Source organism: Betaproteobacteria bacterium, assembly GCA_009377585.1.
GTDB lineage: Bacteria > Pseudomonadota > Gammaproteobacteria > Burkholderiales > WYBJ01 > WYBJ01.
On the sequence record WHTS01000029.1, the window covers coordinates 26,067 to 41,444 of the forward strand.

General features: G+C 65.5%; 14 protein-coding genes and 2 pseudogenes (1 of these 16 cut by a window edge). 2 read left to right on the forward strand and 14 right to left on the reverse strand.

From position 1 onward, the window contains the following. Positions 1-1,940: 1,940 nt before the first annotated feature. Positions 1,941-2,261 (reverse strand): annotated as a pseudogene (locus GEV05_11810) (hypothetical protein). Positions 2,262-2,412: 151 nt separating this feature from the next. Here GEV05_11810 and serB point away from each other — a divergent pair. Beyond that, complete coding sequence (gene serB, locus GEV05_11815) at positions 2,413-3,246, forward strand: phosphoserine phosphatase SerB (protein ID MPZ44070.1); 834 nt, start codon at positions 2,413-2,415, stop codon at positions 3,244-3,246. Between the two features lie 397 nt (positions 3,247-3,643). On the opposite strand, the gene GEV05_11820 is transcribed toward serB, so the two are convergent. The 12 genes from GEV05_11820 to GEV05_11875 all read right to left on the reverse strand — a co-directional run bounded on the left by GEV05_11820 (position 3,644) and on the right by GEV05_11875 (position 13,697). Then, positions 3,644-4,696: a metal-dependent hydrolase gene (locus tag GEV05_11820; protein MPZ44071.1), complete on the reverse strand. Its 1,053-nt coding sequence runs from the start codon at positions 4,694-4,696 to the stop codon at positions 3,644-3,646. Positions 4,697-4,699: 3 nt separating this feature from the next. Beyond that, positions 4,700-5,020, reverse strand: a complete 321-nt coding sequence (locus GEV05_11825) for a Rieske 2Fe-2S domain-containing protein (GenBank protein MPZ44072.1) — start codon at positions 5,018-5,020, stop codon at positions 4,700-4,702. A gap of 212 nt (positions 5,021-5,232) precedes the next feature. Next, on the reverse strand, positions 5,233-5,799 hold the full coding sequence (locus tag GEV05_11830; protein ID MPZ44073.1) for a NifU family protein: 567 nt from the start codon (positions 5,797-5,799) through the stop codon (positions 5,233-5,235). A gap of 3 nt (positions 5,800-5,802) precedes the next feature. After that, on the reverse strand, positions 5,803-6,294 hold the full coding sequence (locus GEV05_11835; GenBank protein ID MPZ44074.1) for an SUF system NifU family Fe-S cluster assembly protein: 492 nt from the start codon (positions 6,292-6,294) through the stop codon (positions 5,803-5,805). Then, positions 6,291-7,559: a SufS family cysteine desulfurase gene (gene sufS / locus GEV05_11840; GenBank protein ID MPZ44075.1), complete on the reverse strand. Its 1,269-nt coding sequence runs from the start codon at positions 7,557-7,559 to the stop codon at positions 6,291-6,293. Before sufS ends, GEV05_11835 begins: the two co-directional genes overlap by 4 nt. Further along, positions 7,556-8,866 carry a Fe-S cluster assembly protein SufD gene (sufD, locus tag GEV05_11845; GenBank protein MPZ44076.1) on the reverse strand — a complete coding sequence of 437 codons (1,311 nt, stop codon included), beginning with the start codon at positions 8,864-8,866 and terminating at the stop codon, positions 7,556-7,558. Before sufD ends, sufS begins: the two co-directional genes overlap by 4 nt. A gap of 5 nt (positions 8,867-8,871) precedes the next feature. After that, positions 8,872-9,660: a Fe-S cluster assembly ATPase SufC gene (sufC, locus tag GEV05_11850; GenBank protein ID MPZ44077.1), complete on the reverse strand. Its 789-nt coding sequence runs from the start codon at positions 9,658-9,660 to the stop codon at positions 8,872-8,874. Continuing rightward, the gene (gene sufB, locus GEV05_11855; protein MPZ44078.1) at positions 9,657-11,090 is read right to left on the reverse strand and encodes a Fe-S cluster assembly protein SufB; all 1,434 of its coding nucleotides are present in this window, start codon (positions 11,088-11,090) and stop codon (positions 9,657-9,659) included. Before sufB ends, sufC begins: the two co-directional genes overlap by 4 nt. Then, a complete protein-coding gene (locus GEV05_11860; GenBank protein MPZ44079.1) occupies positions 11,087-11,434 on the reverse strand; it encodes an iron-sulfur cluster assembly accessory protein in 348 nt (115 codons plus the stop codon). The genes sufB and GEV05_11860 overlap by 4 nt, the downstream gene beginning before the upstream one ends. Positions 11,435-11,464: 30 nt before the next feature. Further along, positions 11,465-11,935: a Fe-S cluster assembly transcriptional regulator IscR gene (gene iscR, locus GEV05_11865; protein ID MPZ44080.1), complete on the reverse strand. Its 471-nt coding sequence runs from the start codon at positions 11,933-11,935 to the stop codon at positions 11,465-11,467. Positions 11,936-12,038: 103 nt separating this feature from the next. Then, positions 12,039-12,767 (reverse strand): serine O-acetyltransferase, encoded by a 729-nt coding sequence (gene cysE, locus GEV05_11870; GenBank protein MPZ44081.1) that lies wholly within the window; start codon positions 12,765-12,767, stop codon positions 12,039-12,041. A 189-nt stretch (positions 12,768-12,956) separates the two neighbouring features. Continuing rightward, positions 12,957-13,697 carry a TrmJ/YjtD family RNA methyltransferase gene (locus GEV05_11875; protein ID MPZ44082.1) on the reverse strand — a complete coding sequence of 247 codons (741 nt, stop codon included), beginning with the start codon at positions 13,695-13,697 and terminating at the stop codon, positions 12,957-12,959. A 162-nt stretch (positions 13,698-13,859) separates the two neighbouring features. Here GEV05_11875 and GEV05_11880 point away from each other — a divergent pair, with 162 nt between their 5' ends. Further along, positions 13,860-14,726: an inositol monophosphatase gene (locus GEV05_11880; protein MPZ44083.1), complete on the forward strand. Its 867-nt coding sequence runs from the start codon at positions 13,860-13,862 to the stop codon at positions 14,724-14,726. Between the two features lie 73 nt (positions 14,727-14,799). On the opposite strand, the pseudogene GEV05_11885 reads toward GEV05_11880, so the two are convergent. After that, positions 14,800-15,378 (reverse strand): annotated as a pseudogene (locus tag GEV05_11885) (response regulator); it runs 1,296 nt beyond the window's last position.

The window sequence follows — 15,378 nt, forward strand, 5'->3', positions numbered from 1 at the left end:
GGCCTCGCCCACACCTTGGGCCGGCGCGGATTCTGGAACCAGCTGCCGAGCCGGACGCTGAACACGGTGAGCAGGAACGCGACCGTGGGCGAGGAGTGATAGCCGGCGTTCGGGCTTGCAGCCGCCCCGGAGATGGTGACCGCGTTCGAGAGGGCGATCGAGCCTTTGCGTCTGAAGCGCGATACGCCGCTCACATAATCCTGTGTCGCGCAGTAGCGTCCGATCCAGCGCGAGCTCCCTTCCTCGGGCATCTGATAGCCGCAGTACAGCGGCGTGAAGACGAACGAGCCGGCCTTGCGATGCTGCCAGGCGAGCTTCTGCCCGGTGGTGAGGTTGATCGCCGTGTTGACGATCGGATACGGCCGCTGCTTCGAGCTGGCGAGGTCGGCAAGCGCGATGTCGTCTTCGCGGTCGAAGCCGGTGAACGGATGCGGGCGCCGAACCGTCCGGCTGGCGCCGAAATAGCAGCGCAGCAGGCGGTTGCGGTACAGGGGCCCCAGCGAGAACACGTTCACGTCGACCCGGGACGAGAGCACGATCGCCAGCACGGCGAGCCCGAACATCAGCAGCGCCAGTTCGACGATGCGCGTCAGCGCGAGCTCGCAATAAGCCACGGCCGCATGCTGCGAGAACTCCGGCGGCGGCGGTACGCCGCCCGACGGCGCGGCTGCCGAGGCTGCTTCGGCTGCGACGGCATCCGGAGTGCACAGCAGCGGATCGGGTGCGAGCGCCCAATGCATCCCGATCGCAACCGCGATGATCAGCCCCGCGACGAAGACGTAGGGCAGCACCGCCGTGATCCACTCCAGGATGCGCCCGGGCCGCAGCACCGTGGTCGAGGCCGTCCGGCCGAGCAGCACGCCCACGATCGTAGTCGTGATCCAGCCGATGCTGAGCGCTGCCATCCATTGCCCTGCCCAGTCCATGACCGCGGGCGTATAGATGACCACCGCGAAGCCGATCCCCCAGGCGAACATCACCAGCGTCGCCCAGCCGCCCAGGCGTCCCCACCATTCACGCACGTCCTCGCTGAAACCGCGGCTCACCAGCCCGATGTGCAGCACCAGGCCGAAGGCTATGATGCTCAGAAACGCGGGCACGCCGAACGCCGTGATGAGCCACGACGACGCCTCCCAATACGAAACCGCCACCTGCAGGCCGACGACCGAATAGCCGTAGCACATCCAGCCGATCAAGGCGCCGGCAAAGGGCGCCCACAACACCACGTAGTCCCAGCGGAAGCGGCCGCTCGCCGGAAAGAACAGGCTCGCGGCCGCGCCCAGTGCCCAGGGCAGCGTGTACACGAAGGCGCCGGAAAGTATCCATGAGGCCATGTGCATCGGCTGCGGATTCGGCCACAGCGCCTGCGGCCAAAGCGCTTCCGGCGAAGCCGACCGGGGCCACCAGGACGATGGCCACATCGAGGCCACGGTGAACAGAGGTTCGCGCAGCGACGCAATGAACGTTCGCATCGCGGCCGCCAGCGGAAAGTCGACGATCAGCGCATGCGCCAGAAACAAAGCCGCGATCGTTCCGGGCGCAACGATGGCGAGTAGCACGCCAGGCTGGATGCGCAATAAGCGCCAATGCGGATTGTCGACGTTGGAATTGAGCAGAATGCAGGCGACCGACACGGCGATCGAACCGATCCCGATAGGACCGAACCAGATGCCGGGTATCCAGTCGAGCGCATGAATCAGCAACCTCGGAGCCAACAGCGCGAATCCGAGGCACGCAACGATCAGCGTGAGGTTGAGCCACAGGTTGCGCAGGTAGATCGCGATGGTGGACCAGCTGTCACCGCTGAAGAAACCGAGCCGCAGCACGAGGTAGTTGCTATAGTCGCGCAGCCAGCCGATCTGCGGCGGCTCCGGCTTCTCGCCCACGACGCCGTCGCGCAGCGCCTGTTGCACACCGCGCGCACCCTGCGGATGGCGATGGACCCACGCGGACAACCAGGCGCCGATATAGCCGCCGCCGGATACCGTCGACAGGTAATCGAAGCGCGTGAGCAATCCATATCGGGCGAGCGATTGCAGCATGCCGAGATTGAAAGTCGCGCTGCGGATGCCACCTCCGGACAATGCCAGGCCAACGAGATTCGCACTGCGGGCCCGATTTGCCGCGGCCGCCTCGTCGTCGGAAGCAGGGGGCTCGACCATCTCGGCTCCGAGTCCGCAGCTGCTGCGCGCGTCGGCGATGAGGTCGATCTCCGCGTTCAGGACATCCTTGAATCGCCTCGGCTGGACTTCCTCGGCCATCGCTTCCGCCTCCCTCGTCGGGCCGCCGCTACTGGCAAGTGCACCGCAGCCGCAAGTCTGGCACACAAGAATTGCGCCGCCATCGTCCGGAAGGACGTGGCTGCATGCGGGCCAAGCCCGTAGAATACTTGATTGACCAGCCTCAACCTCGATGTCGAATCTCGTCATTCAAGGCGCCGAAGTCGCCACGGCCGATCTCAAGGCGCTGGCGAAGCTCACAGACGGAAAGCGCATCGAGCGCATCGGTCCGAATGCTTTCCGGATAGACGAAGCTCAGCCGCACGGCGATGTCACGGCTTTGTGTGCTCGCGCGCAGCTCGATCATGCCTATGTGCCCACGGGCCGGCGGCTCACCGATTTCGGCCTGGCGGTCATGGACATGGACTCGACGCTCATCTCGATCGAGTGCATCGACGAGATCGCCGACATGCAGGGCATCAAGGCCGAGGTCGCGGCGATCACCGCGGCGGCCATGCGCGGCGAGCTGGACTATGCGCAAAGCCTGCGCCGGCGGGTGCAGCTGCTCGCGGGGCTCGACGAAGACGCGCTCGAGCGGGTCTACCGTGATCGGCTGCAACTCACGCCGGGCGCGGAGCGCCTGCTGAAGGGGCTGCGCGCGCAGCGGATTCGCACACTGCTCGTTTCGGGCGGCTTCGACTTCTTCACCGAGCGGCTCAAGGCTCGCCTGGCGATCGACTTCACTTGCGCCAACCGGCTGGAGGTCGTCGGTGGCAAACTGACCGGCCGCTTGCTGGGCGAGATCGTCGATGCGCACGGCAAGGCAGCCGAGCTCGTGCGCATACGCGCCTCGCTTGGCCTCACGCGCAGCCAGGTGATAGGGATCGGCGATGGCGCGAACGACCTTCCGTTCTTGCAGGAATCCGGCGTGTCGATTGCCTTTCGCGCCAAGCCGGCGGTGCGACAAGCCACCACTCACTGCCTGGACTACGTCGGTCTCGACGGCGTGCTGAATTTGTTCGAGTAGGTGCTGGCAACACCACTGCGGTATCACCCTGTCCGCGACATCGTCGCGTCCAAACTCCTCCTTGCCAGGAGAGGAAGCGATCAGGGACGAGACACCGCTGCGGGTCGCCGGACCACCCCGTCCGCGACATTGTCGCGTCCAGCCCCTCCTTGCCAGGAGGGGAAGAATGCTGGATATCCTTTTTCCAACAGAGGAAGGGTGTTTGTATTTCCCCTCCTCTCAGGAGAGGAAAGGGAGTTTGTATTTCCTCTTCTCTCAGGAGAGGAAGGGTGTTTGTATCTCCCCTCCTCTCAGGAGGAGGGGTGGCGCGAAGCGCCGGGGTGGTGTGGTCTGCGGGTTCGAACCAGCAGGCAACGGTACATCGGCCCCTGCGCGATGAAAGAATGCGCTGGCAGATTCAACGCGACAGCGCGATGCTCTCGCCGGGAGCGAGTGCCTGGTATGGCTGCCAGGGACCGGAGTTCTCCCGGCACATCCCATAGCGAAACGGCCAGCCGTCGCGCCCCGGAGTGAGGAAGCGCAAATCCTGGAACCATACGCACTCGGACGGGTTGCCGCGCTCGACGGCCGCCAGCACCGGGTAGGCCGCGAACCAGCGAAAGAAGCGGAACGCGGGTTGCTGGAACGCCTGCTCGGCCAGCGCTCGATCCACGCCGTCGCCGAGCTTGGTCACGGTTTCCCAGCGCGCCATCGCGACCGGACGATACGGCGCATCGAGCCGCGCGATGAAGCCGTCATCCGCTCCGATCTGCCTGACTTGCGAGCGCCGCAAGTTGACGAAGCTGTAGTGATACGTCCCCGGCGTGTCCACGATCACCATCCAGTTGAACGGCGACACCGGGCGCGGCAGTGCGCTCACCGATGCTTGCTCGAGGCTTTGCGAGCGTGCGTGCGCTTCGCCGACATCGATTGCCCGTTGCCGTTGCAGCGCCTGGAATCCGATGTAGCCGCAGAGGGCGGCCACCCCCAGGAGCGCGGGTATGCGCGAGCCGCGAAAAAGCGCAGCCGCGAGTAGTGCGATCGCGACGATGCCGCTGAGCCACGGGTCGATGATGAAAGTTGTATTCCACGCCACCCGCAGATCGGTGAGCGGCGCGAAGATCATGGTGCCGAAGGACGTGATCAGATCACCCAGGATATGCATGCCGATGCCGAGCACGGCCACCAGCAGATAGCTGCGGAATGCCTCGCGCCTGCGGCGCAGCCGCGACCAGACCCACGCCAGCAAGAACGCCCACAGCGGCAGCAGCAGAAGCGAGTGCGTGACGCCGCGATGGTAATGCAGATAGGCAAGCGGCGAGACGTAAGAGAGCACGACGTCGGAATCGGGAAAGGCGGCGGCGAGAAAGCCGAGCGCTACGCAATCGGCCCGGGTCGCGTACGCCGGCCGCGCCGGAACGACCGCACGCGCCATCAGCGCCCCCGACAGGGCGTGAGTGAGCGTATCCATGCGTCAGTCCCAGCGGTCGTCGCGAACCTGGACGATGCCGTTTTCGACGCGCACCGGAAACGTCGCCGTCGGTTCGTAAGCCGGCGCGCTCAGCGCCTCGCCGGTGCGCACGCAAAAGCGCGCGCCGTGGCGCGGACATTCGATCTGGTCGCCCTCCAGCGTCCCGCTCGCGAGCTCCCCGCCGTCGTGCGTGCAGACGTCCTCGATGGCATAGTAGCTGCCCTCGATATTGAAGACCGCGATCATTGTGCCGTCGGCGTCGACCACTCGGACCTGCCCCGGACCGAGCTCGTCCGCGGCTGCGACATCGACCCAGTCGGCCATCGCGCGAGCCGGGACCGTTTATTGACGATCCGGAAAGTGGCTGACAAGCCGCTTTCCACACGATGCTCCCCTCTCCCTCCGGGAGAGAGGTTGGGGGGTGAGGGCGGGAATTCGCGGACCATGGTCCGCGCCGACCGAACGGCATCGGCCTGCATGCCGATGCGCGCACTGCAAGTGAGGGAGCGAGCGGCCGGCCATCTTTTGGAAGCTCGCTAGACGGCGACCACTTCGATATCCGGCTCGATCGAGCGCACGAGCCCTTCGATGCCGGCGAGCGTGCCCGAGATGGAGCTGGGGCAGCTGCCGCATGCACCCTGGTAGTGGACTTCGAGCATGTTGCCCTTCAAGCCCACCACGTACAAGTCGCCGCCATCGCCCTGCAGGTAGGGCCGCACCTGTTCGTCGAGCAGCTCGTTGATGCGGGCGAAACGCTCCTGCTCTCCCGGCGTCATCTCCTCGACGTTCGGCGTAAACGTCGTGGTGCCGTATTGCTGCTCCGACTGGATCTCCGCCGAGGGCGCGCTTCGAATGGGCTCGGCGAGCTTGCGCAGGAGCTCCGGCCACTCGGCTTCTCCGTCCTGCGTGACCGTGATCCAGTGATCGACATAGAAGACGTTGGTCACGTTATCGATGGCGAACAGCTGCGACGCGAGCGGATCTTCCTGCGCCTGTTCGGCGTTATCGTACGCGCGGGAGATGCCCCAGGTGAGCGGTTCCCTGAGGATGAACTTCTTCGCGTTGGGGTTGGGCGTCCCCTCGATCTCGGCGATCCTGGGCATGGCTTAAGCTTGCTCCACTCCCGATCCTGGAACCGGATCGGCCTCACCCTCGGTCGACGCCTGCGCCAGCGAATTCAACGCCGCATGCAAGGTGTGCCACGGCAGGATCGCGCACTTAACCCGGGTGGGCAGGTCGCGCACGCCGGCGAACACCTCGAGGCGACCGAGATGATGCTCACCCGAGTCGGTGTCGAGCCGGCCCAGCGCCATGTCACGGAATTCCTGCGCGAGCGCTTTCGCATCGGCCACGCTCTTGCCTTTCACCGCATGCGTCATCATCGATGCGGAGGCCTTGCAGATGGCGCAGCTCTGGCCCTCGAAACCGATCGCCTCGACTTGCGTGTCCTTCAGGCGCAGATATACCCAGAGGTGATCCCCGCACAGCGGATTGAGTCCCTCGGCCTGGTGGCTTGCGTCGACGAGCTTGCCGAAGTTGCGCGGCTTGCGGTTGTGGTCGAGGATGACTTCCTGGTAGAGGTGGTTGGCGGCACTCATCCTGCGAAAACCTTTTGCACTTTCCTGATTGCAGCAACCAGGGTGTCGATTTCGGGCAGCGTGTTGTAGAACGCGAACGACGCGCGCACGGTGGCCGGCACGTCGAAACGCCGCATCACCGGTTGCGCGCAGTGGTGCCCGGTGCGTACCGCGACACCTTCCTCGTTGAGCAGCGTGCCGACATCGTGCGGGTGGATGCCGTCGAGCTCGAACGACAGCACCGCCGCCTTTTCCCTGGCGGTTCCGATGATGCGCACACCCGGCAGTGCGCCGACCCGGTCGGTGGCGTGGCGCAACAGCTCGTCTTCGTGCGCCTTGATCTGACCGATACCGATCGCGTTCAGGTAGTCGATCGCAGCCCCCAGGCCGATCACTTCGGCGATGGCCGGGGTGCCCGCTTCGAACTTGTGCGGGATCGGCGCGTAGGTGGTCTTCTCGAAAGTGACCGACGCAATCATGTCGCCGCCGCCGCGGAAGGGCTGCATCGCTTCCAGGTGGCGCGCTTTCCCATAGAGGATTCCGGCACCGGTCGGCCCGCACATCTTGTGGCTCGAGAAGGCATAGAAGTCGCAGTCGAGCGCCTGCACATCGACCGGCAGATGGGGTGCGGCCTGCGCGCCATCGACCAGCACCGGAACGCCGTGGCCGTGCGCGATCGCGGCCATTTCGGCAATCGGATTCACCGTGCCGAGCGCGTTCGATACGTGCGTGACCGCGACGAAGCGGGTCCTGTCGCTGAAGAGCTTGCGATACTCGCCCATCAGGAGCTCGCCGGCATCGTTGCACGGGATGACGCGGATACGGGCGCCCTTCTCCTCGGCCAGCATCTGCCACGGCACGATGTTGGAATGGTGCTCGAGCACCGACAGGATGATCTCGTCGCCGGCTCCGATGAACTTGCGCCCGTAACCGTGCATGACGAGATTGATCGAATCGGTGGTGCCGCTGGTGTAGATGATTTCGCGTTCTTCGCTCGCATTGACCCAGGCGCGCACGCGCCCGCGCACCGCTTCGTACTCGCGCGTGGCGACTTCGGAAAGATGGTGCACGCCGCGGTGGATGTTCGCGTGCTCGCTCGAGCGATAGCGCACGTAGCGGTCGATCACCGCTTGCGGCATCTGGCTGGAAGCGGCGTTGTCGAGGAAGACCAGCGGTTTGCCGTTCACGCGCGTGCGCAGGATCGGGAAATCCTCGCGGATGCGCTCGACATCGAAGCCGAGCTCGTCGGCGCGCGGACCGGGCGTGGTGGCGAGTTTGGAGCTCACGCGACCTCCACGGTGCGTTCGACCAGTGCGCGTTCGAGCTCGCGCACGACACTGGCCACCGGGATGCGCTCGATCACCTCGGCGGCAAAGCCATACGTCAGCAGGTTGCGCGCCTTCTGCGCCGATAGACCCCGGCATTGCAGGTAGAACGCTTCCTCGGGATCGAGCTGGCCGATCGCCGCGCCGTGCGCGCACTTGACGTCGTCGGCGAAGATTTCGAGCTGCGGCTTGGCGTCGATCTGCGCGCGCGCCGAGAGCAGCAGGCCGCGGCACGATTGCGCCGCATCGGTACGCTGCGCACCCTGCCGGACCAGGATCTTGCCGTTGAATACGGCATGCGCGCCACCGCTCGCAACGGCCTTGTACAGCTGCCGCAGCCGCCCTTGCGGATGGGCGTGATCGACCATGCTGTGGGTATCCGCGAGCTGGCGCGCGCCGATCAGCGTCAGCCCGTCGAGCACGGTTTCGCAACCCGGGCCTTCGTGCGCCACGTGCCAGTCGAGCCGCGACAGCCGTGCGCCCAGCACGACGTTCGCCGCCTGGTAGCGGCTGCCGGCGGCTTGCGCAACGGCGCAGGTACCGAGATCGAACGCACCAGGCGCCTGGCGCTGCAGCCGCACGTGCTCGATCGAGGCCTCGCGCGCAACCACGATCTCGGTGACCGGGGCGGCGAAATAGCCGGCATCTTCGGTAGCGATGAAATCTTCGATCAGCGTGCAGCGGCTGCGCGCCCCTGCCATCAGCAGCGTGCGCGGATAGATTGCATGCGCTCGCTCGCGCCGGGTGGCGACGTGCAGGATCTGCACGGGCGCGGAAAGCGCGGCATCGGCATCGAGCACGATCACTGCGCCGTGATCGAGGAACGCGGTATTGAGCGCGGCGAAAAGATTCGCATCGATGCGCGCCAGCTTGCCGAGGTGCGCTTCCAGTTCCGCTGCGCGGCTGGAATGGATGGCCGCGCGCAGCTCGGACACGAGCACCCCGCCCACGGCCGGAAGCTCGGAGAGCTGCGGTGCAAACACGCCGTCGATGAACACCAGTCGCGCGCACGCTTCCGGGATGAACCGCGTACGCAAATCCGCGGCGTCCAGCGCACCGGCCGAGCGTACCGGTTGGAACGAGAGCCGCGTGAGCGCAGACAGGTCGGTGAAGCGCCACTCCTCGTCGCGCGTGCTCGGCACGCTCAGCGCATTGGCCCGCTCGAGCGCCTGCGAGCGCAAGCGGCTCAACCACTCGAACTCGGACCCGGCGGGCGGCCGCTCGGCGAGGAGGGTGGTCAGGAAAGGGCTGCTGCCGGTCGCCGCCATGGGATTCAAGCTGCCTCCCGGCGCTCGTACTCCGCCCGGACCCAGTCGTAACCGCGCGCTTCGAGCTCCAGCGCAAGCTCGCGCCCACCGGTCTTGATGATCTGCCCACCCTCCATGACGTGCACGTAATCGGGCACGATGTAGTTGAGCAGACGTTGATAGTGCGTGACCAGGACGATCGCCTTGTCGGGGCTCGCCAGGGCATTGACGCCCCCGGCCACCACGCGCAGCGCATCGATGTCCAGGCCCGAATCGGTTTCGTCGAGCAGCGCGACCACAGGCTCGAGCAGCGCCATCTGCAGGATCTCGTTGCGCTTCTTCTCCCCGCCCGAGAACCCTTCGTTGACGTTGCGCTCGAGAAAGCTCGGGTCCATCGCCACCATCGCAAGCTTCTCGCGCACGAGGTCGTCGAACTCGAGCGGATCGAGCTCGTCCTCGCCGCGCGCGGACCGCACCGCGTTGTAGGCAAGGCGCAGGAACTGCGCGTTCGACACGCCCGGGATCTCGACCGGGTACTGGAAGCCGAGGAAAAGGCCCGCCTGCGCGCGCGCTTCAGGCGCCATCGGGAGCAGATCCTCGCCGCGATAGCGTACCGTGCCGCCGCTCGCCTGGTAAGTCGGATGGCCGGCGAGGAGCTTGGCGAGCGTGCTCTTGCCCGAGCCGTTCGGCCCCATGATGGCATGCACTTCGCCTGCGCGCACGGTGAGGTTCACGCCCTTGAGGATCGCGCGAGCGCCGATGCTGGCATCGAGATCGCGCACCTCCAGCAGAATCGGAGCGTCTTGCCTGATCATCCGACGCTGCCCTCCAGCTTCAGACCCAGCAGCTTGGTCGCCTCGACCGCGAACTCCATCGGCAACTGCTGGAAAACATCCTTGCAGAAGCCGTTGATGATCATCGAAACGGCCTCTTCGGCGCCGACGCCGCGGCTCGCGAAATAGAACAGCTGGTCCTCGCCGATCTTGGACGTGGTCGCCTCGTGCTCGACCTTCGCGCTCGGGTTCTGCACCTGGATGTACGGAAAGGTGTTCGCGCCGCAATTGGAGCCGATCAGCATCGAATCGCACTGCGAGTAGTTGCGTGCGCCGTCGGCTTTCGTGCCCACCTTCACCAGCCCGCGGTAGCTGTTGTTGGAGCGCCCGGCCGAGATTCCCTTGCTCACGATGCGGCTGCGGGTATTGCGGCCGATGTGGATCATCTTGGTGCCGGTGTCGGCCTGCTGATAGTGGTTGGTGAGCGCCACCGAGTAGAACTCGCCGATCGAGTTTTCGCCCAGGAGCACGCAGCTCGGGTACTTCCAGGTGATCGCCGACCCGGTTTCGACTTGCGTCCAGGAAATCTTCGAGTTCGCGCCCTTGCACAGCCCGCGCTTGGTGACGAAGTTGAAGATGCCGCCGCGACCGTTCTCATCGCCGGCGTACCAGTTCTGCACCGTCGAGTACTTGATGTCGGCGTTGTCCATCGCAACAAGCTCGACCACCGCCGCATGCAGCTGGTTGGTATCGAACTTCGGCGCCGTGCAGCCTTCGAGGTAGGACACCGAGGCGTCTTCCTCGGCCACGATCAGCGTGCGCTCGAATTGACCCGAGTCCTGGGTGTTGATGCGAAAGTACGTCGACAGATCCATCGGGCACTTCACGCCCTTGGGGATGTAGCAAAACGAGCCGTCGGTGAACACCGCGGAATTGAGCGCTGCGTAATAGTTGTCGCTCGACGGCACGACGCTGCCGAGGTATTTGCGCACGAGCTCGGGATGGTTCGCCACCGCCTCCGAGATCGAGCAGAAGATGATGCCGACCTCGGCCAGCTTCTTCTTGTAGGTGGTCGCAACCGACACCGAATCGAAGATCACATCCACCGCGACGCCCGCCAGGGCGGCGCGCTCGTTCATCGGCACCCCCAGCTTCTCGAACGTGCGCATGAGCTCGGGATCGACCTCGTCCATGCTCTTCAGCTTCTTCGCCTTGGGCGCGGCGTAGTAGATGATGTCCTGGAAATCGATCCGCGGGTAATGCACGTTCGGCCACCTGGGCTCTGTCATCGTAAGCCAGTGGCGATAGGCGCCGAGCCGGAACTCGAGCAGCCAGTCGGGCTCGTTCTTCTTCGCCGAAATGAGCCGAATGGTCTCCTCGGAAAGACCGCGCGGGGCGTTTTCCGATTCGATCTCGGTGACGAAGCCGGCATCGTAAGGCCGGTTCACCAAGTCATTGAGAACTGCGCTCATGCCAATGTGCTCGCATTCTTTTCCACGCTGAAGCTTTCGCCGCAGCCGCAGGTGGCGGAAACGTTCGGGTTGTCGAACCTGAACGACTCGGACAAACCTTCCTTGCGGAAATCGACGCGTGTCCCGTCCACATACGCCAGGGCGTCGCGCCCGATCACGACCTTCGCCGCGTGCGACTCGAACACCACGTCGTCGTCGCCGACCTGGTCGGCGTAGTCCATGGTGTAGGCAAGCCCCGAGCAGCCGACCCGCTTGACGCCCAGGCGCAGCCCCACGCCGCGCCCGCGCTTGTCGAGCTGCTTGCGAATATGGACTGCCGCGCTTTCCGTGAGTGTGATTGCCATAGTCGTTTTCGCTTGGAAATATTGGGCCCGTCAAGCCGTTACGGCCGGCGCTGTGCCTGGGCGCCGCTCGGTCACCTGAATCACCGAAACCCCGCCCGCCTGATGATTGCGTACCAGCTCGGCCAGCGTGACCGAGCGCAGGTAATTGAAAATGTGCGTATTGAGGTTGGCCCACAGGTCGTGCGTCAGGCACTTGTGGTCATCCTGGCAGTTTTCTTTGCCGGCGCATTGCGTGGCGTCGATCGGCTCGTCGACGGCGAGAATGATGTCGGCCACCGCGATCTCGGCGGTCGGCTTGGCGAGCCGATAGCCCCCGCCGGGCCCCCGCACGCTATTGACCAGCGCGTGCCGGCGCAACTTGCCGAACAACTGTTCCAGATAGGAAAGGGAAATCCCCTGTCGCGCGCTGATCTCGGCGAGCGTCACCGGCCCGCTGTCTCCGCGCAGTGCGAGGTCCATCATGGCTGTGACCGCGAACCGCCCTTTGGTGGTCAATCGCATCGTTACACCTCGCTTGAGCTTTGAATTTACGAAGAAAACGATAACGTTTTCACCGGACCGCTATAGTTGATCAATGCGCTCAACTATAGAGTTCCCAAGCAAGTTAGTCAACAATTCGATCGAGATAGTTCGGGTCGATTTCGGGACCGTTCGGCGCGTCGTCGACCGCGATGCCGGCCTTGCGCAGCGCGGCGGTGAGCTGCGCGATGCGCCGGTCGTATTCGGTGCATTGGTCGACCAGGCGGTGAATGGCCTGCGCCAGCGGATCGTTCATGTCGCGGCTTACCGCATAGGCGGCAAAGCCGGCTGACCCCGAGCCAGGCTCCTCCAGAATGCGCGCCGGAATTCCCACCGCGGTGGTCCCGGCCGGCACGTCCTTCACCACGACCGCATTCGATCCGACCTTGGCATTGGCGCCGACCTTGATCGGTCCCAGAATCTTCGCGCCCGCCCCCACCACCACGTTGGCGCCCAACGTCGGATGGCGCTTGCCCTTGTTCCAGGTCGTGCCGCCCAGCGTGACCGCGTGATAGAGCGTGCAGTCGTCGCCGATCTCGGAGGTCTCCCCGATCACCACGCCCATGCCGTGATCGATGAAAAAGCGCCGGCCGATCTGCGCACCCGGATGGATTTCGATACCGGTGAGCCAGCGGCCCAGGTGCGACATGAAACGCGCGAGCCACTTGAAACCTGCGTTCCACACTCGGTGCGACAACCGATGCAGCGCGATGGCATGCAGGCCCGGGTAGCACGTCAGCACTTCCCAGGCGTTGCGCGCCGCGGGGTCGCGCTCGAAAACCACGCCAATGTCTTCTCGTAGCCGGTCGAACATGAACGATCTCCGCGAGGCGGAACGTCGGGCCGTGTGCGCAAAGGCGGCTAGTTTAACCGCCGTTTCAATCGCGGCGCCAACCCGCGAACCGGAGTCACTCGTTCCATGTAATGTCGGCGGCTTCCCCGTGAATCGGAATGATTCGGCTCAATGCATTGTCGGCGTCGCGCCGCGAACCGGAATCCCGGTTCAATGCGGCTCGCGCTCGCTCACCGAGCGCAGGAATCCGCGCAGAATCGCCACTTCCTCGCTCTCCGGCCGCGCGCGCGCCAGCAGCCGGCGCATGCGCTGCACCAGGCGCCCCGGCCGATCGGGATGCAGAAACCCGGTCGCGCGCATCGTGCGCTCGAGATGCTCGACCAGCCGCTCGACCTCTTCGTGGCTCGCCGGATTGAGGACGCTGCGCTGCGGCTGCGCGGCTGCCCCGGCTTCCAAGCAGGCACAACGCAGCTCGTAGGCCATCACCTGCACCGACGCAGCGAGATTGAGCGACGGATACGCGGGATTGGCCGGAATGCGAACGAGGCGCTGGCAGCGGCTGAGCGCATCGATGCTCAGTCCCACGCGCTCGGTGCCGAACACGATCGCGGCTTCGCCGTTGCAGCAGTGCGCCGCAATCTCGCGCGCCGCCATGCGGGCATCGGCGACTTCCGGCGTCAGATCGCGCCGCCGCGCGCTCAGCCCGCAGACGAGCGTCGCCGCGGCCAGCGCCTGGTCAAGCGTATCGTGGCAGCGCGCAGCGTGCAGCACATCGAGCGCACCCGTTGCGCGCGCGTCGGCGTCCGGATGCGGATAAAGGCGCGGCCGCACCAATTCGAGCCGCGCAAGCCCCATGGTCTTCAACGCGCGCGCAGCGGCGCCGATGTTGCCCGGGTGGCTCGGTTCGCACAGGACGACGCGAATGCGCGCGAGCGCTGCGAATTCATCCACCGCACGCTGCTCCCCGCTCGTCCGACCTCAGCACGCTACAATCGAACCGCGCAAGCGCTGCGAATTCATCCATCGCACGGATCTCCGGACGTGACGAACGCGCCTGTTAGAATCGGCTTCGCATTGCCGCGGGCCGAACGCAGTCGCAACGACGTGAACACCATCCATCCCATGCTCAACACCGCGGTGAAAGCCGCGCGCCGTGCCGGCGGCGTGATCAACCGCGCAACGCGCAATCTGGACGTGCTGACCGTGCGCGCCAAGGGCGTGAACGACTTCGTCTCCGAGGTCGACCAGGAGGCCGAGCACGCGATCGTGGAGACGCTGCGCGGCGCCTATCCGGCGCATGCGATTCTAGCAGAGGAAGGCGGCGCCACCGGCCGCTCGGAGTACGTCTGGATCGTCGATCCGCTCGACGGTACGACCAATTTCCTGCACGGCTTTCCGCAGTACGCGGTTTCGATCGCGCTCATGCATCGCGGCGTGCTCACGCAGGCAGTGGTGTACGATCCGAACCGCAACGATCTTTTCACCGCCAGTCGCGGACGCGGTGCGTTTCTCAACGACCACCGGCTTCGTGTATCGAAGCGCGCACGGGTGGGCGACGCACTGATCGGCACGGGTTTTCCGTTCCGGCAGTTCAAGCACATCGACACCTACCTCGCCATCCTGCGCGAGGTGATGCAGAAGGCACCCGGCGTGCGGCGCGCGGGTGCGGCCGCGCTCGATCTCGCCTACGTGGCGGCGGGGCGCCTGGACGCATTCTGGGAGTTCGGCTTAGCGCCGTGGGACATCGCGGCCGGCGCGCTGCTCGTGATCGAAGCCGGCGGCCTGGTCGGCGACCTCGAAGGCAATGACGGCTACATGGATAGCGGCAACCTCATCGCCGGCACGCCCAAGGTGTTCGCCCAGATGGTGCAGTTGATCGGGGCGCATCTGCCTGCCGAAATGCAAAGCGACGAACAGCGCGGGAATGGAGTGAAGGGTGCAACGGGAAGGGTGAAGGGTGAAGAGGGGAAAGTCGCCTGAACCCGTGGCCCGTCTTCACCCTTCACCCTTCACCCTTCACCCTTCACCCTTCACCCTTCACCCCCCGCCGCACTCACGCAACGCGCTCCAACGCTCTGCGCACCGAATCGAATTCGAACTCCAGCGCCGAGAGCCGATCGAAGCGGACCTGCCCCGCGCGCGCGGCCGTCTCGAGATCGCGGCACAGCGATGCGAAGCGCACCGCGCCCACGTTGTGGCTGCTCGACTTGAGCGCATGCGCCGCGCGCTGCAACGCGACGCAATCGCCCTTGCCGGCGGCTTCCTGCATCGACTTGAGCATCTGCGGCACGGAATCGCAGTAAAGCCGCAGCACTTTCTCCAGCAGACGATCGGCGTCGGATCCGCCCGCCGCGCGAATCTGCGCGATCGCGTTGATCTCGAGCGTCTTGGCTGCGGCTGCGAGCCCAGGCGGCGGCGCAGGCTCGGACGGCTTCGGCCGTGGCTCGCCCGCGGGCAGCCAGCGCGCGAGAATGGCATAGAGCTGAGGCGCCTTGAACGGCTTCGACAGGTATTCGTCCATGCCGCATTCCAGGCAACGCTCGCGATCGCCTTCCATGGCGTTCGCGGTGAGCGCGACAATCGGCAGCCGTGCCCCATTGCGCGCCTCGCGCTGCTCGATCCGCGCCTCGCG

What these genes read in the sequence shown, in the direction of transcription:
- cysE (MPZ44081.1), bottom strand. Translation starts at nt 12,767, where the DNA reads ATGTTCGACCGGCTACGAGAAGACATTGGCGTGGTTTTCGAGCGCGAC.
- iscR (MPZ44080.1), bottom strand. Translation starts at nt 11,935, where the DNA reads ATGCGATTGACCACCAAAGGGCGGTTCGCGGTCACAGCCATGATGGAC.
- GEV05_11860 (MPZ44079.1), bottom strand. Translation starts at nt 11,434, where the DNA reads ATGGCAATCACACTCACGGAAAGCGCGGCAGTCCATATTCGCAAGCAG.
- GEV05_11830 (MPZ44073.1), bottom strand. Translation starts at nt 5,799, where the DNA reads ATGCCCAGGATCGCCGAGATCGAGGGGACGCCCAACCCCAACGCGAAG.
- sufB (MPZ44078.1), bottom strand. Translation starts at nt 11,090, where the DNA reads ATGAGCGCAGTTCTCAATGACTTGGTGAACCGGCCTTACGATGCCGGC.
- serB (MPZ44070.1), top strand. Translation starts at nt 2,413, where the DNA reads ATGTCGAATCTCGTCATTCAAGGCGCCGAAGTCGCCACGGCCGATCTC.
- GEV05_11825 (MPZ44072.1), bottom strand. Translation starts at nt 5,020, where the DNA reads ATGGCCGACTGGGTCGATGTCGCAGCCGCGGACGAGCTCGGTCCGGGG.
- GEV05_11820 (MPZ44071.1), bottom strand. Translation starts at nt 4,696, where the DNA reads ATGGATACGCTCACTCACGCCCTGTCGGGGGCGCTGATGGCGCGTGCG.
- sufD (MPZ44076.1), bottom strand. Translation starts at nt 8,866, where the DNA reads ATGGCGGCGACCGGCAGCAGCCCTTTCCTGACCACCCTCCTCGCCGAG.
- sufC (MPZ44077.1), bottom strand. Translation starts at nt 9,660, where the DNA reads ATGATCAGGCAAGACGCTCCGATTCTGCTGGAGGTGCGCGATCTCGAT.
- GEV05_11835 (MPZ44074.1), bottom strand. Translation starts at nt 6,294, where the DNA reads ATGAGTGCCGCCAACCACCTCTACCAGGAAGTCATCCTCGACCACAAC.